The 18,319-nt window shown below is 73.4% G+C and carries 20 protein-coding genes; 18 read left to right on the top strand and 2 right to left on the bottom strand.

From position 1 onward, the window contains the following. Positions 1-98: 98 nt before the first annotated feature. The 15 genes from prfA to IEY37_RS20895 all read left to right on the top strand — a co-directional run bounded on the left by prfA (position 99) and on the right by IEY37_RS20895 (position 13,409). A complete protein-coding gene (gene prfA / locus IEY37_RS20965; protein WP_188944888.1) occupies positions 99-1,190 on the top strand; it encodes a peptide chain release factor 1 in 1,092 nt (363 codons plus the stop codon). Then, positions 1,187-2,068: a peptide chain release factor N(5)-glutamine methyltransferase gene (gene prmC, locus IEY37_RS20960; RefSeq protein ID WP_229674732.1), complete on the top strand. Its 882-nt coding sequence runs from the start codon at positions 1,187-1,189 to the stop codon at positions 2,066-2,068. The genes prfA and prmC overlap by 4 nt, the downstream gene beginning before the upstream one ends. Positions 2,069-2,128: 60 nt before the next feature. Further along, on the top strand, positions 2,129-2,773 hold the full coding sequence (locus IEY37_RS20955) for an L-threonylcarbamoyladenylate synthase (RefSeq protein WP_188944887.1): 645 nt from the start codon (positions 2,129-2,131) through the stop codon (positions 2,771-2,773). Between the two features lie 323 nt (positions 2,774-3,096). Then, positions 3,097-4,263 carry an MraY family glycosyltransferase gene (locus IEY37_RS20950; RefSeq protein WP_188944886.1) on the top strand — a complete coding sequence of 389 codons (1,167 nt, stop codon included), beginning with the start codon at positions 3,097-3,099 and terminating at the stop codon, positions 4,261-4,263. After that, complete coding sequence (locus IEY37_RS20945) at positions 4,263-4,775, top strand: Cg1360 family ATP-synthase-associated protein (RefSeq protein WP_188944885.1); 513 nt, start codon at positions 4,263-4,265, stop codon at positions 4,773-4,775. Before IEY37_RS20950 ends, IEY37_RS20945 begins: the two co-directional genes overlap by 1 nt. A 201-nt stretch (positions 4,776-4,976) precedes the next feature. Beyond that, positions 4,977-5,303: an AtpZ/AtpI family protein gene (locus tag IEY37_RS20940; RefSeq protein WP_188944884.1), complete on the top strand. Its 327-nt coding sequence runs from the start codon at positions 4,977-4,979 to the stop codon at positions 5,301-5,303. Then, positions 5,300-6,112 carry a F0F1 ATP synthase subunit A gene (gene atpB, locus IEY37_RS20935; protein WP_188944883.1) on the top strand — a complete coding sequence of 271 codons (813 nt, stop codon included), beginning with the start codon at positions 5,300-5,302 and terminating at the stop codon, positions 6,110-6,112. Before IEY37_RS20940 ends, atpB begins: the two co-directional genes overlap by 4 nt. A 240-nt stretch (positions 6,113-6,352) precedes the next feature. Beyond that, complete coding sequence (gene atpE / locus IEY37_RS20930; RefSeq protein WP_188944882.1) at positions 6,353-6,586, top strand: ATP synthase F0 subunit C; 234 nt, start codon at positions 6,353-6,355, stop codon at positions 6,584-6,586. 67 nt (positions 6,587-6,653) lie between these two features. After that, positions 6,654-7,202 carry a F0F1 ATP synthase subunit B gene (locus IEY37_RS20925; protein WP_188944881.1) on the top strand — a complete coding sequence of 183 codons (549 nt, stop codon included), beginning with the start codon at positions 6,654-6,656 and terminating at the stop codon, positions 7,200-7,202. Further along, positions 7,202-8,029, top strand: a complete 828-nt coding sequence (locus IEY37_RS20920) for a F0F1 ATP synthase subunit delta (RefSeq protein ID WP_188944880.1) — start codon at positions 7,202-7,204, stop codon at positions 8,027-8,029. The genes IEY37_RS20925 and IEY37_RS20920 overlap by 1 nt, the downstream gene beginning before the upstream one ends. A gap of 139 nt (positions 8,030-8,168) precedes the next feature. Continuing rightward, positions 8,169-9,818: a F0F1 ATP synthase subunit alpha gene (gene atpA / locus IEY37_RS20915; RefSeq protein ID WP_188944879.1), complete on the top strand. Its 1,650-nt coding sequence runs from the start codon at positions 8,169-8,171 to the stop codon at positions 9,816-9,818. 109 nt (positions 9,819-9,927) lie between these two features. Beyond that, positions 9,928-10,863, top strand: coding sequence for a F0F1 ATP synthase subunit gamma (locus IEY37_RS20910; protein WP_188944878.1), 936 nt, complete (start codon positions 9,928-9,930; stop codon positions 10,861-10,863). An 84-nt stretch (positions 10,864-10,947) separates the two neighbouring features. Next, positions 10,948-12,369, top strand: coding sequence for a F0F1 ATP synthase subunit beta (atpD, locus tag IEY37_RS20905; RefSeq protein ID WP_188944877.1), 1,422 nt, complete (start codon positions 10,948-10,950; stop codon positions 12,367-12,369). A 184-nt stretch (positions 12,370-12,553) separates the two neighbouring features. Continuing rightward, a complete protein-coding gene (locus IEY37_RS20900) occupies positions 12,554-12,946 on the top strand; it encodes a F0F1 ATP synthase subunit epsilon (RefSeq protein ID WP_188944876.1) in 393 nt (130 codons plus the stop codon). A gap of 16 nt (positions 12,947-12,962) precedes the next feature. Continuing rightward, positions 12,963-13,409: a DUF2550 domain-containing protein gene (locus IEY37_RS20895; protein ID WP_188944875.1), complete on the top strand. Its 447-nt coding sequence runs from the start codon at positions 12,963-12,965 to the stop codon at positions 13,407-13,409. Positions 13,410-13,699: 290 nt separating this feature from the next. On the opposite strand, the gene IEY37_RS20890 is transcribed toward IEY37_RS20895, so the two are convergent. Next, positions 13,700-14,275 (bottom strand): cob(I)yrinic acid a,c-diamide adenosyltransferase, encoded by a 576-nt coding sequence (locus IEY37_RS20890; RefSeq protein ID WP_188944874.1) that lies wholly within the window; start codon positions 14,273-14,275, stop codon positions 13,700-13,702. A 333-nt stretch (positions 14,276-14,608) separates the two neighbouring features. On the opposite strand from IEY37_RS20890, the gene murA reads away from it, so the two are divergent. From murA to IEY37_RS20875, 3 genes are all read left to right on the top strand, one after another. Next, a complete protein-coding gene (gene murA, locus IEY37_RS20885; protein ID WP_188944873.1) occupies positions 14,609-15,865 on the top strand; it encodes a UDP-N-acetylglucosamine 1-carboxyvinyltransferase in 1,257 nt (418 codons plus the stop codon). A 444-nt stretch (positions 15,866-16,309) separates the two neighbouring features. After that, positions 16,310-16,969 (top strand): endonuclease NucS, encoded by a 660-nt coding sequence (gene nucS / locus IEY37_RS20880; RefSeq protein WP_188944872.1) that lies wholly within the window; start codon positions 16,310-16,312, stop codon positions 16,967-16,969. A 151-nt stretch (positions 16,970-17,120) separates the two neighbouring features. After that, complete coding sequence (locus IEY37_RS20875) at positions 17,121-17,351, top strand: DUF3107 domain-containing protein (RefSeq protein WP_188944871.1); 231 nt, start codon at positions 17,121-17,123, stop codon at positions 17,349-17,351. Positions 17,352-17,683: 332 nt separating this feature from the next. On the opposite strand, the gene IEY37_RS20870 is transcribed toward IEY37_RS20875, so the two are convergent. Continuing rightward, complete coding sequence (locus IEY37_RS20870) at positions 17,684-18,307, bottom strand: TetR/AcrR family transcriptional regulator (protein WP_188944870.1); 624 nt, start codon at positions 18,305-18,307, stop codon at positions 17,684-17,686. Positions 18,308-18,319: the final 12 nt, after the last annotated feature.

Genomic DNA, 18,319 nt, shown 5'->3' with positions numbered 1-18,319 from the left:
CCCCGCCGCCGAGGGATCCGGCGGCGTGCGGCACCGCCGGCCCGTCCCCTGCCGGGCCGCCCCGTCGTGCGGCGACCCGGCCGTCCACGAGGTGTCCCATGACCCAGTCACCCGTCCCGGCCTCGCTCGGGCAGCTCCGTGACGAGTACGCCGAACTCCAGCAGGCGCTGGCCGATCCCGGCGTGCACGCCGACCAGGCCACGGCCCGCCGGCTCGGCCGGCGCTACGCCGCGCTGACCCCCGTCGTGGGCACGGCGCAGGCACTCGAGACCGCTCGCGCCGATCTGGCGACCGCCCGGGAACTGGCCGCCGAGGACCCGGACTTCGCCGACGAGGTACCGGCGCTGGAGGGCGAGGTGGACCGGCTCTCCGGCGCGCTGGCAGAGCTGCTGGCCCCCCGCGACCCGGACGACGCGAAGGACGTCCTCGTCGAGGTCAAGGCGGGGGAGGGCGGCGAGGAGTCGGCCCTGTTCGCCGGCGACCTGCTGCGCATGTACCTGCGCTACGCCGAGCGCCGCGGGTGGAAGACCGAGGTGCTCTCCGCGCAGCCGTCGGACCTGGGCGGCTACAAGGACGTCACGGTCGCGGTCAAGGCGCCCGGCTCGCCGGCCCCGGCGGACGGCGTCTGGGCCCGGCTGAAGTTCGAGGGCGGCGTCCACCGCGTGCAGCGCGTCCCGGTGACCGAGTCGCAGGGGCGGATCCACACCTCCGCCGTCGGCGTGTTCGTCGCACCGGAGGCCGAGGGCGACGTCGACGTCACGATCGACCCGAACGACCTCCGCATCGACGTCTTCCGGTCGTCCGGCCCCGGCGGGCAGTCGGTCAACACCACCGACTCGGCGGTGCGGATCACGCACCTGCCGACCGGCATCGTGGTGTCCTGCCAGAACGAGAAGTCGCAGCTGCAGAACAAGGAGCAGGCGCTGCGGATCCTGCGGGCGCGGCTGCTGGCCGCGGCCCGGGACGCGGCGGACGCCGCGGCCGCCGACGCCCGCCGGTCGCAGGTCCGCACGGTCGACCGGTCCGAGCGCGTGCGCACCTACAACTACCCGGAGAACCGGATCGCCGACCACCGCGTCGGCTACAAGGCGCACAACCTGGACTCCGTGCTCGCCGGGGACCTGGACGGCGTGCTCGACGCGCTGACCGAGGCCGAGCGGAACGAGCGGCTCGCCGGGGCGACCCGGTGACCACCCGCAGCTCGTTGCGCGTCGAGATCCTGACGGCCACCGCGGCGCTGGCCGCCGCCGGCGTGGGCAGCCCGCAGGTCGACGCCGAGCTGCTCGCCGCCCACCTGCTCGGCGTCCCGCGCACGCGGCTCGGCCTGGTGCCGCTGGTCGACGACGGCTGGGTCACCCGGTACCGGGAGCTGGTCGCCGGTCGGGAGCGGCGGGTGCCGCTGCAGCACCTGACCGGCGTGGCGGTGCTGGGCCCGGTCGAGGTCGAGGTCGGTCCCGGGGTGTTCGTGCCGCGCCCGGAGACCGAATCGCTGGTGGAGTGGGCGGTCGCGGCGGTGCGGGGCGTCACGACGCCGGTCGTCGTCGACCTGTGCACCGGCAGCGGGGCGATCGCCCTCGCCGTCGCGGCGGCCCGGCCGGACGCCCGGGTGCACGCGGTGGAACGGAGCCCGCACGCGCTGTCCTGGGCCCGGCGCAACGTCGAGCGGCACCGGGCGGCCGGCGGCAGCCCGGTCGACCTGCGCGGCGGCGACATCGCCGACCCGCGGCTGCTGGTGGACCTGGAGGGCCAGGTCGACCTGGTCACCGCCAACCCGCCGTACGTGCCGGAGGGCACGGCGGTGGAGCCGGAGGTCGGCGTCCACGACCCCGCCGAGGCGGTCTTCGCCGGCCCGGACGGCCTGGACGTCATCCGGCCGCTGCTGTCGGTGGCCGCGGCCCTGCTGCGGCCCGGCGGCGTCCTCGCCGTCGAGCACGACGACACCCAGGGCGAGTCGGTGCCCGCGCTGCTGCGCTCCCGCCGGGTGCTCGCCGACGTCGAAGACCACCGGGACCTGTCCGGGCGGCCGCGGTTCACCACGGCGCGCCGGGTGCGGCTGCGCGACCGCTGACCGTCCGGCGGACGGACCCCGCAGGTCGGCGGCGCCGCCGCGAACTGCGAGACTGCACCGGTGCGGACCTACGACTGCTCGGATCCCGGTGAACGCCGTCTCGGCCTGACCGCGGCCGCGGGGGCCGCGGCCAGCGGCTCGCTCGTCGTCCTGCCCACCGACACCGTCTACGGCATCGGCGCCGACGCGTTCAACGCCGGTGCGGTGGCCGCGCTGCTGGCCGCCAAGGGCCGGGGCCGTGACATGCCGGTGCCGGTGCTGGTCGGGTCGTGGAACACCATCGACGGCCTGGTACACGCCGTGCCGCCGGTCGCCCGGTCGCTCATCGAGGCGTTCTGGCCCGGCGGCCTGTCCCTGGTGGTGCAGCACGCGTCGTCGCTGGCGTGGGACCTGGGTGACTCCCGCGGCACGGTCATGGTCCGGATGCCGCTGCACCCGGTCGCGCTCGACCTGCTGCGGTCGGTGGGCCCGATGGCGGTCTCGTCGGCCAACCGCAGCGGGCAGCCGCCGGCAACGTCTGCGGAACAGGCGGCCGAGCAGCTCGGCGAGTCGGTCGAGATCTACCTGGACGGCGGTCCGGCGCCGATCGGCGTGGCCTCCACGGTGCTGGACGTCACCGGTGACGTCCCGCGGGTGTTGCGCCAGGGAGCCGTACCGCTGGACGAGGTCCGCCGCGTCGCCGGCGAGGTCGAGGTCGTCGGCTAGCACGACCTGCTCCACCGGCCGGTGGTCGCGCGCTACCCGGGAACGCCGTCGGGCCCGTCCGGCGGCGTGCGGACGGGCCCGTGGCGTCGACCCCCGGCGTGGGGCTCTCGCCGGCGCGCGGTCCGGACCCGGTGTCGTCCCGGCAGGGGACCGGGGGCGGTGCCGCGCGGCGGCTCACCCTCTCGGACGCCGCGACGGCCGGGCGGGTTCCCTGCCGGGCGGGATCCGTGGACCCGGGTCGTCGCCTCCGGGGCAGGCTCGCCGGAACGGTCCACGCGCGCCGGCCGCGGGTCCGGCGCCCGGGGCGCGGCTAGGCTCTCCCGGTGGGCGAGGACTACGCGATACCGGGGCAGGAGTACGCCCTGGTCTTCGCGGCCGCCACACTCGTCACCTTCCTGATCACCGGCGGGGTCCGCGCGGTCGCCACCGCCATCGGCGCGTTCACCCCGATCCGGGACCGCGACGTGCACGTCCGGCCGACGCCCCGGATGGGCGGTGTCGCCGTCTACCTCGGCGTTGCCGCCGGGGTGCTGATGGCCCTGCAGCTGCCGCGCCTGTCGCGGGCGTTCGAGTCGTCGTCGGAGATCAAGGGCGTGCTGGTGGCCGGCGCCGTCATCGTGCTGATCGGCGTGCTCGACGACCGCTTCGACCTGGACGCCGTCACCAAGCTCGCCGGTCAGATCCTCTCGGCCGGCATCCTGGTGCTGTTCGGGGTCCAGTGGGTGCAGATGTGGGTGCCGGCCGACAACCCCGAGGGTGGCACCACCGTGTCGTTCGACAGCGTCCAGGGCGCCGCCATCACCGTGCTGCTCACGCTCGTGCTGGCCAACGCCATGAACTTCATCGACGGGCTCGACGGCCTGCTGACCGGGGTGGCGATGATCGCCGCCATCGGCCTGTTCGTCTTCTCGGTGCACCAGCTGGTGGTGTCCAAGGACGACACCTCGGCGTCCCAGCCGCCGCTGATCGCGGCCGCCCTGGTCGGCGCCTGCCTGGGGTTCCTGCCGCACAACTTCTCCCCGGCGCGGATCTTCATGGGCGACTCCGGGTCGATGTTCATCGGCCTGACCATGGCGGCCGCCACCACCAGCGCCGGGGGCAAGTTGGACACGTCGACCTTCGGCGGCCGCAGCACGGTCGCCCTGCTGGCGCCGCTGATCGTGGTGCTGGCCGTGGTGTTCATCCCCGTGCTGGACTTCCTGCTGGCCGTGGTGCGCCGGACCCGCGAGGGCCGCCACCCGTTCAGCGCGGACAAGCGGCACCTGCACCACCGGATGCTGGCGATCGGGCACACCCAGCGCCAGGCCGTGCTGATCTTCTACCTGTGGGCCGCGCTGCTGTCCGCGTCCGCGGTCTCGCTGGCCTTCGTCACCGACGCGCAGCCCGTGGCATGGCTGACCGCCGCCGGCGTGCTGGTCGCCCTGACGCTCACCCTGTGGCCGTGGGCCAGGGCGCGCCGGCTGCGCCGCTCGCGCGCCGGGGTGGGCTGATGCGCTCCCGCCGGGAGGCCGGCACGGCCGCCGCCGCGGGCGACCCTGCTCGCGACACGACGGCCCCGCAGCTGCGCCTGGCCGAGACGGCCAGGGCCGCCGACCGCAGCCGCACGGGCGGGGTGTGGTCGCTGGGCCACCTGCGGACCTGCTGGGTCGTGCTGCTGGTCCTGGAGGCGGTGCTCGCCGTGGTCGCAGGGCTGGTGGCGGGCGGGCGGGCGGTGCTCGGCGTGACCCTCGGCGCGGCCGTCGTCGGGCTGTTCTTCACCGTGTCGGCGGTGGTGATCGCGCGGGTCGGCCGGCGCAGCCCCCGCCTGGTGATGCTGGCGGCTCTCGGCACCTACGTGGTCAAGGTGGTCGCCCTCGGCGTGGTGCTCGCCGTGCTGCCGCGGGACGGCGCCGTGGACACCCGCTGGCTGGCCGGCGCGGTCGGCCTCGGGGTGTTCGGCTGGCTCGGCGCGCACATGCGCTACGTCTGGACGACCAAGATCTTCTACGTCGACCCCGGCTGACCGGCGCCGCGGCGCGCCCGGCCGTCGCGCAGGGCCGGGGACCCGGCAGGCCGTCGCCCGCCGGAGCCCCACCGGCCCGACGCGGCACGTCGGAGCACCGGGCGCGATCTTCCCCGACGGTGCACCAGTCTTCTACCAATTGTAGAAATCGCGCTTCCCGGTGAGGACCGGCCTGCGGCGCCCTGCTAGGGTCGCTGTGCCATGAAGATGCGGGCCAACGTCGACTCCACCTCCTCGGGAGCCAACGAGGGTTGGGCCGTGATGACCACCCTGCTCTCCGGGTTCGTGCTGTGGGGTGGCATCGGTTGGCTGTTGGACCGGTGGTTCGGGACGCATTTCCTGACGCCGGTCGGGCTGATGGTCGGCATGGCGTTGGGCATCTACGCGGTTGTCGCCCGGTTCGGCGGCCTGTCCGGGACCTCGGTCCCTGACGGGAGCCGGGCCCCGGGCCGCTCATCGGCCGTTCCGGTTCCGGTGGGCGACACAGTGCAGCCACCTCCGGCCAGCACCCGAAGGGAGACGCAGTGACGGGGCACCTGCTGCACCAGTTGGCGCTACTGGCGGCGGAGAACGAGGGCGGGTTCCAGGCGCCCACGGTCCAGCACTCCTTCTTCTTCGACCCGGTGGGGGACGGCTCCTTCATCGCCTCGAAGAAGGCCATGATCCTGCTCGGCATCGGCGTCGTGGCGATCATCGCCTTCTTCGTCGCCGCCGCCCGCCGCGCGGCCGTGCTGCCCGGCAAGCTGCAGTTCGCCGGCGAGGGCCTCTACGGGTTCGTGCGCAACGGCGTGGCCATCGAGGTCATGGGCAAGCAGGGCCGGCGCTGGGCGCCGTTCCTGGCGACGCTGTTCATCTTCATCCTGGTGCTGAACCTGATGGAGCTCGTCCCGGTCGCCCAGCTGCCGGTCACCTCGCACTTCGCGATCCCGGTGTTCCTGGCGGTGCTGATCTGGCTGCTCTACAACGGCGTCGGCATCCGCAAGCACGGCCTGTTCGGCTACCTCAAGCTGCAGACGTTCATCCCGGGCGTGCCGTGGTACATGCACATCTTGCTGATCCCGATCGAGTTCCTGTCGAACATCCTGCTGCGGCCGTTCACCCTGGCCGTCCGGTTGTTCGCCAACATGTTCGCCGGCCACATGCTGGTGGGCGTCGCCGCGGCGGGCACCGTCTTCCTGCTGGAGTCGGGCGGCGCCGGGTACGCGTTGTTCGTGCTCCCGGGGCTGGCCAGCATCCTGCTCGTCTTCTTCGAGCTGCTGGTCTGCTCGCTGCAGGCCTACGTGTTCACGCTGCTGGCCGCCATCTATCTCGAGGGGTCGCTGGCCGACTCGCACTGAGCCCGCACCCGGGCACCCGGCGGACGGTCGCCGGGTGTCGTCCCGGAGGATCCCGACGCATCCCGCCACTCGAGCCGTACCCGGCATCCGACCGCACCGGATGCCACGCACGACGCGACACCGGCTCCGACCGGACGGCCCGAGCCGGGCCGCCGACCGACCACCACCGCACCACCGAGCGCAGTGCCCACCCACCGCAGCGATCCGAGAAAGCGGATCTCGTGAAAGGGAGAAGCCCCCATGGCTGACGTGTCCTACCTGGCAGAACTCACCGGCAACATCGGCACCGTCGGGTACGGTCTCGCCGCGATCGGCCCCGGCATCGGTGTGGGCATCGTGTGGGCGTCCTACATCCAGTCCACGGCGCGCCAGCCGGAGTCCGCGGGCCTGACCCGGACCTACGCGTTCCTCGGGTTCGCCGTGTCCGAGGCGCTGGCCCTGCTGGGCTTCGTCGTGCCGTTCATCATCACCTGACGGTTCCGGATACCGCCGCCGTGTCGACCACCGTCCGCGACCCCGGGCTCCGTGGGAAGGGTTCAAGATGACCAGCACCGTGCTCCACGCCGCCGCCGGCACCCCGCTGGCCGCCGAGGGCGAGATCAACCCGATCGGCCTGCCCTGGGGCGAGGTGCTGATCGGGGTCATCGGCTTCGCGGTCCTGCTGTTCGTGCTGGGCAAGTTCGTCTGGCCGCAGTTCGAGAAGGCCTACGCGGCCCGGACGAAGGCGATCGAAGGCGGCATCGCCGATGCCGAGGCCGCGCAGCGGGAGGCCCGGGACGCGCTCGAGCAGTACCGGGCGCAGCTGGCGGGCGCCCGTGAGGAGGCGGCCAAGATCCGCGAGGACGCCCGGGCCCAGGCGCAGGCGATCCGCGACGACATGCTCACCCAGGCGCACGCCGAGTCCGAGCGGATCGCCGCGGCCGGCCGGGCGCAGCTGGACGCCCAGCGCGCGCAGATCGTGGCCGAGCTGCGGTCGGACCTCGGCCGGGTGTCGGTCGACCTGGCGTCCCGCGTCGTGGGTGAGTCGCTGGAGGACGAGGCCCGGCAGCGGCGCACCGTCGAGCGATTCCTCGCCGACCTGGAGCGCTGATGGAGCACATCGCGAGCCGGCAGTCCCTCGAGGACTCGACCCGGCGGCTGCTGTCGGTGGCCGCGCCGCTGGACGACGCCGGACTGGAACAGCTGGGTGGCGAGCTGGCCGCGGTGGGCGGCCTGCTGCACCGCGAGACCGCCCTGCGGCGGACGCTGTCCGAGACGACGACGCCGATGGAGACCCGCGTCGGGATCATGGACCGGTTGCTCGCCGGCAAGGTGAGCCAGCCGACCCGCACCCTCGTCGACCACGTGCTGCGCCAGCCGTGGGCCTCCGGCGCGGACCTGCGGGACGGCTTCGACCGGCTCGGCCGGACGGCCATGTTCCTGCGGGCCGAGCGGCTCGGCGAGCTCGACGACGTCGAGGACCAGCTGTTCCGCTTCGGCCGGATCATCGCGGCCAGCCCCGAGCTGTCCGTGGTGCTCGACGACCCGACCGTCACCGGCCCGGCGCGGGCGCAGCTCGTCCGGCGCCTGCTCGAGGGCCGGGCGCACCCGCTGACCGTGCAGCTGCTGACGGCGCTGGCCCGCGAGCCCGGCGGCCGGTCGTACCTGCACGGCGTGCGCGAGCTCGTCGACCAGGCGGCGGAGCGGCGGGACAAGGTCGTCGCGGTGGTGCAGACCGCCGTCGCGCTGACCGCCGAGGACCGCAGCCGGCTGGTCGCCGCCCTCGGCCGGATCTACGGGCGCGCGGTCACCACGCACGAGATGGTCGTGCCGGCGCTGCAGGGCGGCATCCGGGTGCTGGTCCAGGACGAGGTCATCGACGGCAGCGTCGCCGGCCGGCTGGACGGCCTGCGCCGGCGGCTCGCCGGCCGGGCCTGACCGGGGCCGTGGCAGATGAGCCGCGCGGGCGCGCACGGCGGCAGCACCGCACGACGAGGGACACTGGAAGGGACCGCGCCGGACACGGCCGGGAGCACTGCGCAGCGCACCACCCTGTACCGAGGAGAACGGGAACGCGATGACCGAACTGACCATCTCCGCCGACGAGATCCGGTCGGCGATCGACTCCTACGTCGCCGACTACGCCCCCGAGGTGACCCGCGAGGAGGTCGGCGTCATCGCCGACACCGGGGACGGCATCGCGACCGTCGAGGGACTCCCGTCGGCGATGGCCAACGAGCTGCTGCAGTTCCCGGGCGGGGTGCTGGGCGTGGCGCTGAACCTCGACGTGCGGACCATCGGTGCCGTCGTCCTCGGTGACGCCAACACCCTGGAGGAGGGGCAGCAGGTCACCCGCACCGGCGAGGTGCTGTCCGTCCCGGTCGGCGACGCTTTCCTGGGCCGGGTGGTGAACCCGCTCGGGCAGCCGATCGACGGGCTCGGCGAGATCGCCGCGGAGGCCACCCGCGCCCTGGAGATCCAGGCCGCCACCGTGGTGCAGCGGCAGGGCGTCAGCGAGCCGCTGCAGACCGGCATCAAGGCCATCGACAGCATGACGCCGATCGGCCGCGGCCAGCGCCAGCTGATCATCGGCGACCGCAAGACCGGCAAGACCGCGGTCTGCGTGGACACGATCATCAACCAGAAGCAGAACTGGGCGACCGGTGATCCCGCCCAGCAGGTCCGTTGCATCTACGTGGCCATCGGGCAGAAGGGCACCACGATCGCCGGCATCCGCCAGGCGCTCGAGGACGCCGGCGCGCTGGAGTACACGACGATCGTGGCGGCCCCGGCCTCGGACAGCGCCGGCTTCAAGTGGCTCGCGCCCTACACCGGCTCGGCCATCGGCCAGCACTGGATGTACCAGGGCAAGCACGTCCTCATCGTCTTCGACGACCTGACCAAGCAGGCCGAGGCCTACCGCGCCATCTCGCTGCTGCTGCGCCGGCCGCCGGGCCGCGAGGCCTACCCCGGCGACGTGTTCTACCTGCACTCCCGGCTGCTGGAGCGCTGCGCCAAGCTGTCCGACGAGCTGGGCGGCGGTTCAATGACCGGCCTGCCGCTGATCGAGACCAAGGCCAACGACGTGTCGGCCTACATCCCGACCAACGTCATCTCGATCACCGACGGCCAGTGCTTCCTGGAGTCGGACCTGTTCAACGCGGGTGTCCGGCCGGCCATCAACGTCGGCATCTCGGTGTCGCGAGTGGGCGGCGCCGCGCAGATCCGGGCCATGCGCAAGGTCTCCGGCACGCTGCGCCTGGATCTGTCGGCCTACCGCGAGCTGGAGGCCTTCGCCGCGTTCGGCTCCGACCTGGACCCGGCGTCCAAGCGCGCGCTGGCCCGCGGGTCCCGGCTGGTCGAGCTGCTCAAGCAGCCGCAGTACCAGCCGTTCCCGGTGGCCGAGGAGGTCGTCTCGATCTGGTCGGGTACCCGCGGGCACCTGGACCGGGTCCCCGTCGAGGACGTCCGGCGCTTCGAGACCGACTTCCTGCAGTTCCTGCGGCACTACCAGGGCGAGCCGCTGCGGCAGATCGCCGAGGGGCGGGACCTGACCGACGACATCGAGCAGGTGCTGCTGCGCGCGCTCGACGAGTTCAACGCCTCCTTCACCACGTCCGAGGGTCGCACCCTGGGCCGGGAGCAGGAGGCCGAGGCGATGGACCCGGCCGACGTCGGCCAGGAGCGGGTCCAGGTGCGACGGCCGGCTCCGCCGGCACAGCGCTGAGCCACCGGCTCCGCCCGGCAGCGGCAGCAGGGACGATGGGACAGACAGGCGGCGGGGTGGTCACCGGGGGACCGGTGGCCACCCCGCCCGGCACGGAGGGAGGTGGGCGGTGGCTGCCCAGGTGAGGGTGCTGCGCCAGCGGGTCCGTTCGGTCCGCTCGACGCAGAAGACCACCAAGGCCATGGAGATGATCGCGACCTCGCGCATCGCCAAGGCCCAGGCCAAGGTGGCCGCGGCCGCACCGTACTCGGCGCAGATCACCGACGTGCTCACCGCGCTGGCGTCGGCGTCCACGCTGGACCACCCGCTGCTCACCGAGCGTCCCGAGGCCCGCCGCGCCGGCATCCTGGTGGTCACCTCGGACCGCGGGCTGGCGGGCGGCTACAACGCCAACACCCTCAAGGCCGCGGAGGAGCTCCGGTCGCTGCTGCGCAGCGAGGGCAAGGAGACGGTGCTCTACGTCATCGGGCGCAAGGGCGTCGGCTACTACAACTTCCGGCAGCGGGCGATCGCGGCGTCCTGGACCGGCTTCTCCGAGAAGCCGGAGTACAGCAACGCGGTGGACGCGGCGCAGGCGATCCTGCCGGCGTTCCTCGCCGGGTCGGACGGGCAGGTCGACACCGAGGGCGGGCCGCAGCCGGGCATCGACGAGTTCCACCTGGTCAGCACGCACTTCGTGTCGATGCTGACGCAGACGCCGCAGGCCCGGCGGGTCGCTCCGCTGGTGGTGGAGTACGTCGGCACGGACACCCGGAACGGGCCCCTGCCGGCCTACGAGTTCGAGCCGGCTCCGGACGCGCTGCTGGACGCGCTGCTGCCGAAGTACATCACCACGCGCATCTACGCCGCGCTGCTCGACGCCGCGGCCAGCGAGTCGGCCGCCCGCCGGCAGGCGTGCAAGTCGGCCACCGACAACGCCAACGAGATCATCCGCAAGCTGTCCCGCGAGGCCAACCAGGCCCGGCAGGCGCAGATCACCCAGGAACTGACCGAGATCGTCGGTGGTGCGGACGCCCTGGCGTCGGCCGCCGACGACGAGGACTGAGCCGGGGCTCCTGACCACCGGCGACCCATCCATCGACTTGATCCACCACCGGCACCGATCACAACAGCAGGGAACGAGGTCATCATGAGTGCACCGGCGAGGTCGCGCACCGCAGGACGGGTCGTACGGGTCATCGGTCCCGTGGTCGACATCGAGTTCCCGCGCGGCGAGGTTCCCGAGCTGTCCAACGCACTGCACGTGCCGGTCACCCTCGGCGGTGAGGAGCGGACGCTCACCCTGGAGGTAGCGCTGCACCTCGGTGACGAGGTGGTCCGTGCGATCTCCATGCAGCCGACCGACGGCCTGGTGCGAGGGGTCCCGGTGACCGACACCGGGGCGCCGATCTCCGTGCCGGTGGGCGACGTCGTCAAGGGTCACGTGTTCAACGCCCTGGGCGCCTGCCTGGACGCGCCGGGCACCGGGGCCGACGGCGAGCACTGGCCCATCTACCGCAAGCCCCCGGCGTTCGACCAGCTCGAGGGCAAGACCGAGCAGCTGGTCACCGGGATCAAGGTCATCGACCTGCTGACCCCGTACGTGACCGGCGGCAAGATCGGCCTGTTCGGCGGCGCGGGCGTGGGCAAGACCGTGCTGATCCAGGAGATGATCACCCGGGTCGCCAAGAACTTCGGCGGCACCTCGGTGTTCGCCGGCGTCGGGGAGCGGACCCGCGAGGGCAACGACCTCCTGACGGAGATGACCGAGTCCGGCGTCATCCACGACACCGCGCTGGTGTTCGGCCAGATGGACGAGCCGCCGGGCACCCGGATGCGGGTCGCGCTGTCGGCGCTGACGATGGCGGAGTACTTCCGGGACGTCCAGAACCAGGACGTCCTGCTGTTCATCGACAACATCTTCCGGTTCACCCAGGCCGGCTCCGAGGTGTCGACCCTGCTCGGCCGGATGCCGTCGGCGGTGGGCTACCAGCCCACCCTGGCCGACGAGATGGGCGAGCTGCAGGAGCGGATCACCTCGACCCGGGGCCGGTCGATCACGTCGCTGCAGGCCATCTACGTGCCAGCGGACGACTACACCGACCCGGCGCCCTCCACCACGTTCGCGCACCTGGACGCCACCACGGAGCTGGCCCGCTCCATCACCGAGAAGGGCATCTACCCGGCGGTGGACCCGCTGTCGTCCACCTCGCGGATCCTCGACCCGCAGTACGTCGGTGCCGAGCACTACCGGGTGGCGCAGGAGGTCAAGCGGATCCTGCAGCGCTACAAGGAGCTGCAGGACATCATCGCCATCCTGGGCATGGACGAGCTGTCCGAGGAGGACAAGCTGCTCGTCGGCCGCGCCCGGCGGATGGAGCGCTTCCTCGGCCAGAACTTCTTCGTGGCCAAGCAGTTCACCGGCCAGGACGGGTCGTACGTCGAGATCAAGGACACCATCGCGGCCTTCGACGGCATCGCCAAGGGCGAGTACGACTCGATTCCGGAGCAGGCGTTCCTGAACGTCGGCGGTCTCGACGACGTCATGGCCAAGGCCAAGACGCTCAACTGAGCCGTCGCCGGCGGTCCCGCACCCGCGGGGCCGCCGGCGTCCGCCGGTGCCCGGTGCCCTCGCGGCGGACCGAGCACCTGGCAGAGCCCGTTAGACTCGGGTCGTCCGGCCGCCGGAGCGGGTTCGCCCGCCGGCGGCCGTCGCGGCCGGAGACACATCGACCGGAGTGGAGGCGGAGCCGTCCGTGGCAGAGATGCAGGTCGACCTGGTCGCCGTCGAGCGCCAGATCTGGTCGGGTACCGCGCAGATGGTGGTGGCCCGGACGGTCGACGGCGACATCGGCGTCCTGCCGGGGCACGCCCCGCTGCTGGCGCAGCTGCGTGAGGGCTTCGCAGCCCGGATCGTGTCGCCGGACGGCTCCGTGATGAGCGTCGCCGTCCACGGCGGTTTCCTCTCGGTGACCCGGGACGGCGTGTCGATCCTGGCCGAGGATGCCGAGCTGCGTGACGAGATCGACGTGACCCACGCCCGCAAGGCCTACGAGGACGCCAAGGCCCGCGGCGGCGACTCCGCCGACGCCCTGCAGGAACTGCGCCGGGCGCGGGCACAGCTGCTCGCCGCCGGCGAGTCGATCTGAGCGGATCCGGTCCGGCATGCAGAGCGCAGAGGTCGTCGGCCTCGCGCTGTTGCTCGCCATCGTGGTGCTCATCGTCGCCGTGGCGATCCGCCGGTCCCTGCTGAGCCGGGCCGGCGGTGTGGACCTGTGCTGGCGGCCGGAGTCGTCGAGCCGGTCCCGTGGTTGGGTGTTCGGCCAGGGCCGCTTCTCCGACACCGCTCTGGTGCTCTACCGGTCGTTCTCGCCGCTGCCGCTGGCGTCGCGCACGCTGGACCGCGAGGATCTCGAAATCGGTGCCCGGCGGTCGCCGACCCGCGGGGAGGCCGACCTGCTGCCGGTCGGGTCGGTGATCGTGCGGTGCAACGACGGCCGGCAGCCGTTCGAGATGGCCTTGTCCGAGCAGAGTCTCACCGGCCTGCAGGCCTGGCTGGAGTCGGTGCCACCGGCACTGGGGCAGTCGCGGGGGCGGCAGGCGCGCGGCTGACCGGCGGGTCGTCGGCGGCGGGCGTGGAGCCGGCGGCGGGGCAGCGATCGCGCTGCACCGGCCGACCGGGCGGATGGTCGTGGGCTGTCCGCGGCCACCGACGCGAGCCGGTCCCGGAACGTCCGGGACCGGCCGGGTCCCGGCGGCCCCGTCGCGGTCGACGGATCTCCGCGACCGCCGCTGCTACGGCGGCCCGGCCCGCGACGTCCGGCTCCGCGGGCCGGTCGCTGCCCGCCGGGTGCGGGCGGCCGCCGGCCCCGGAACCGGCTGTCTCCGCGGATCCCGCCCCGTCAGTCCCGCTTGCCGCCCGGCACCCAGGTGACGTCGCCGGCCGGGTTCGCCACCCGGGCCAGGATGAACAGCAGGTCGGACAGCCGGTTGAGGTACGTCGGCGCCAACGGGTTCGTCCGGTCCGGATCCGCCGCCATCAGCGCCCACGCGCTGCGCTCGGCCCGGCGGGCGACCGTCCGGGCCTGGTGCAGCAGGGCCGCGGCGGCCGTCCCGCCCGGGAGCACGAAGCTGTGCAGCGGCTCGAGCTGCTCGTTGAACAGATCACAGTCGGCCTCGAGGCGGGACACGTACTCCGTGGTGATCCGCAGCGGCGGATGCTCCGGATCCGGTACGACCGGCGTGGACAGGTCCGCGCCGAGGTCGAACAGCTCGTTCTGCAGCCGGCGCACGACGGCCAGTACGGGAGCCGCCGGCGATCCCAGCGCCACCACCAAGCCGAGCGCGGCGTTCGTCTCGTCGCAGTCGGCGTAGGCGACCAGCCGCGGGTCCGTCTTGGCCACCCGCGAGAAGTCGGCGAGACCGGTCGTCCCGTCGTCGCCGGTGCGGGTGTAGATGCGGGTCAGGTGGACGGCCATCGCGCCAGGATAGGTGCCGGCTCCGGACGGTCCGACGGGTCAGCCCGCGTCTCGGCCCGGGACCGGCCGGCGCGGACACCGTGTCGGCCGGCGGCGTGTCGGGAGGACGGCCGACGCGGACGGGCCGGGCGACGGACGACGGACGATGTCGTGGCACCGGGGGGCCCGGTCCTGCTCCCGCCCTGAGTCACCGGACCCGCCGCCGGCAGCTCGGACGGTCCGCGCCCTGGACCTCTGCCCGGCGGCCGACGTCCCCCGTCCCGCCCGGCGGGGCGTCGCGCGGGAGCCGCGGACCGGCCGGGGTGGAGGCGGCACGGCGATAGAGTCCCCAGCGTGGACGACACCTTCCTGGTCGCCGGGGGCGCGCGGCTGGACGGGCACGTCCGGGTGGCGGGCGCCAAGAACAGCGTGCTGAAGCTGATGGCCGCCGCGCTGCTCGCCGAGGGCACGACCGTGCTGACCAACGCCCCCGCGATCCTCGACGTGCCGCTGATGGCCGACGTCCTGGGCGGGCTCGGATGCATCGTCAAGATCTCCGGTGACGAGGTCTCGATCACCGTGCCCGCCGACCTCGCCTGGGCGGCGGACTTCCCGGCCGTGGGCCGGCTGCGGGCGTCCGTGTGCGTGCTCGGCCCGCTGATGGGACGGTGCCTGCGCGCCCGGGTGGCCCTCCCCGGCGGGGACGCCATCGGGTCCCGCCCGCTGGACATGCACCAGAGCGGCCTGCGCGCCATGGGCGCGCGGATGGCCATCGAGCACGGTTTCGTCATCGGCGAGGCCGACGGGCTGCATGGCGCCGACATCGTGCTGGACTTCCCGAGCGTCGGTGCGACCGAGAACATCCTGATGGCCGCGGTGCTGGCGCGCGGCACGACGACCATCCGCAACGCCGCGCGGGAGCCGGAGATCGTCGACCTGGCCGTCATGCTGGGGCAGATGGGCGCCCGGGTGACCGGCGCCGGCTCGGCGACCATCACCATCGAGGGCGTCGACCAGCTCCGTCCCACCGAGCACCGCACGGTCGGCGACCGGGTGGTCGGCGGCACCTGGGCGTACGCGGCGGTGATGACCCGCGGGCGGATCCGCGTCGAGGGAGTGGACGCCGCCCACCTGTCCGCGCCGCTGGACCGGCTGTCCGAGGCCGGGGCCAGCATCGCGGTGGAGCCCGACGGCTTCCTGGTCGACATGGCGGGGCGGCCGCGCGCCGTCGACGTGCTGACCATGCCGTACCCCGGGTTCCCGACCGACCTGCAGCCGATGGCACTGGCCCTGGCGGCGGTGGCGGACGGCCACTCGCTGATCACCGAGAACGTGTTCGAGGCCCGGTTCCGGTTCGTCGACGAGCTGATCCGGATGGGCGCGGACGCCAGGACCGACGGTCACCACGCGTCGCTGCGGGGCCGCGAGCGGCTGTCCAGCGCGCCGGTCTGGGCGACCGACATCCGTGCCGGGGCCGGCCTGGTGCTCGCCGGGCTGGTGGCCGAAGGAGTCACCCAGGTGCACGAGGTCGGGCACATCGACCGGGGCTATCCCTGGTTCGTCGAGGACCTGCAGGCCCTGGGCGCCGACGTGCAGCGCGTCGCCGGCTGAGCTCGGATCCGGCCGGGCGGTCCGCGGTGTCCCCGTGCCCGACCGGGCAGGCCTGCGGTTGCGCGGGTGTCCGCCCGAGCAGATCCGCGGTGCGGCGGGTGTTCCGTCATGCGTGTCCCTGTCATGCATGTCCCTGTCGACGTGTCGCGTCGTGCGTGTCCCGTCGGGCAGCCGGACCGTCCGGTCCGTTGGTTCCGTCGACGGTGCACCGCGGTCCGTGCCGGACGGTGTGCACCGCGCCGCGGCCGCGGGCCGGTGACCGGATCCCGGCCGCCGTCGTGGCCGGTCCGGCCAGGGTGTCGGTCCGGTCGCGACGGCCGCGGGCCGGTGCGGGCAGCCTGCCGGCCGGTGCAATGCGGACGTCCGCTGCTGGCGGTCCTTGCGCACCCGATGCGAGATCGAGCGGATTCCGGCGGGCGGCGGACGGGCCGATAGGCTGCTCCGGTGCGTCTGGTGGTTGCCCGCTGTGCCGTCGACTACGTCGGGCGGCTGACCGCCCACCTGCCGATGGCGCCCCGCCTGTTGCTGATCAAGGCGGACGGGTCCGTGTCGATCCACGCCGACGACCGTGCCTACAAGCCGCTGAACTGGATGTCCCCACCGTGCTGGCTCACCGAGGAACCGGGACTGTGGCGGGTCGAGAACAAGGCGGGGGAGCAGCTCCTCATCACGATCGAGGAGGTGCTGCACGACTCCAGCCATGCGCTGGGCGCCGATCCCGGGCTGGTCAAGGACGGCGTGGAGGCGCACCTGCAGGCTCTGCTGGCCGAGCAGGTCGAGCTGCTGGGAGCCGGGTACAGGTTGATCCGGCGGGAGTACCCGACGCCGGTCGGGCCGGTGGACCTGCTGTGCCGGGACGCGTCCGGTGCCGTGGTGGCCGTGGAGATCAAACGCCGCGGCGAGATCGAGGGCGTCGAGCAGCTCACCCGGTACGTCGACCTGCTCAGCCGCGACCCGTTGCTGGGTCGGGTGACCGGCGTCTTCGCGGCGCAGCAGATCAAGCCGCAGGCCCGCACGCTCGCCGAGGACCGCGGTCTGCGGTGCCTGGTCCTGGACTACGACCGGATGCGCGGCGTGGACGACGTGGCGGGCCGGCTGTTCTGACTCCGGGCCTGCTGCAGCACTGTTCGCCGTCGGCGCAGCTCGCGCGGCGAGCCTGCGTCGAGGCGTCGATTAGCCTGGGTGGTGCGGCCGGTACGCCGGTCCGCCCGGGTCGCCGACAACGGCGACCGTCTGATGCGGGAAGAGGTCGAGCGTGGACGTCAAGATCGGTGTGACCGACAGCAACCGTGAGCTGGTCGTCAGCTCGGCGTCCCAGCCCGACGAGATCGAGGCGCTGGTCGCCAAGTCGCTCGAGGACCCGAAGGGGACGCTGACCCTGGTCGACGACAAGGGACGTCGGGTGATCGTGCCGTCGGCCCGGATCGCCTACGTCGAGATTGCGCCCTCGGACACCCGCCGCGTGGGTTTCGCGGTCACCGCCTGATCCTCGGCGTCGCACCGGCTGCCACCGTCACCGCCGGGGCCACGACGGGTTGCCGTCACGGAGCCCACGTGCCGCCTGCCGCCGTTCTATCCGGCCCACGACGGGTGACGGGTACGGGTGCGGGCGCCGGGGCGCCGCGGGCCGGCATGCCATTGCTGCCGGCCACGGTGTCGAGCTGGTGTGCATCGGCCGTGTCACGGGTTGCGCTCCTGCCTCGTCCCGCCGGGCCACGGGTCCACCCGTCGGTGCGCCCGATGCTCCGCCGCACTCGGGGATCCGGGCAGAGGATCTGCCGCGCCGCGACGGTCCGGCGCGACCGGATCGACCGCCCGCTATCCGTGCATGGGGAACCGGGAGATGCCGCGCCAGGCCAGCGTCGAGATGAGCTCGACGGCCTCGTCGACGGGCACGCCACCTCCCTGCGCCACCCACCAGCGGGCGCTCACCTGGGACAGGCCGACCATCCCGGCGGCCAGCAGCCGTGCCCGCTGCGGGTCCACACCGGTGTCCGCGGTGATGGTGGCCGTGATGGCCTCCACGCAGTCGGCCGTGGCGCGTTCCACGACGGTCTCGACCGACGACTCGCCGCGCAGATCCGACTCGAAGATCAGCCGGTACGCCTGGGCGTCGTCGGCGACGTAGGTGAAGTAGGCGCGGACCGCGCGGCGGGTCCGGTCCTGGTTGTCCTCGGTGCCGTCGAGCGCCTGCCGCACCCGCTGCACCATGTCCTGTGCGGACTCCGCGAGCAACGCCAGGTACAGCTCGAGCTTGGACGGGAAGTGTTGGTATAGCACCGGTTTGCTGACTCCGGCGCCGACGGCGATGTCGTCCATGGCCGCGGAGTGATAGCCCTGGGCGACGAAGACCAATCGGGCGGCGTCCAGCAACTGCGTCCGCCGGTCGGACCGGGACAGCCGCGGGGTGGATCGGCTCCCTGCAGGCGCCGGCCTGGTCACCGTGCCTCACCG

This window comes from Nakamurella endophytica, from assembly GCF_014646215.1.
Lineage (GTDB): Bacteria > Actinomycetota > Actinomycetes > Mycobacteriales > Nakamurellaceae > Nakamurella > Nakamurella endophytica.
Note: the sequence above shows the minus strand (reverse complement) of the source record. Positions and strands in the feature narration are given on the sequence as shown.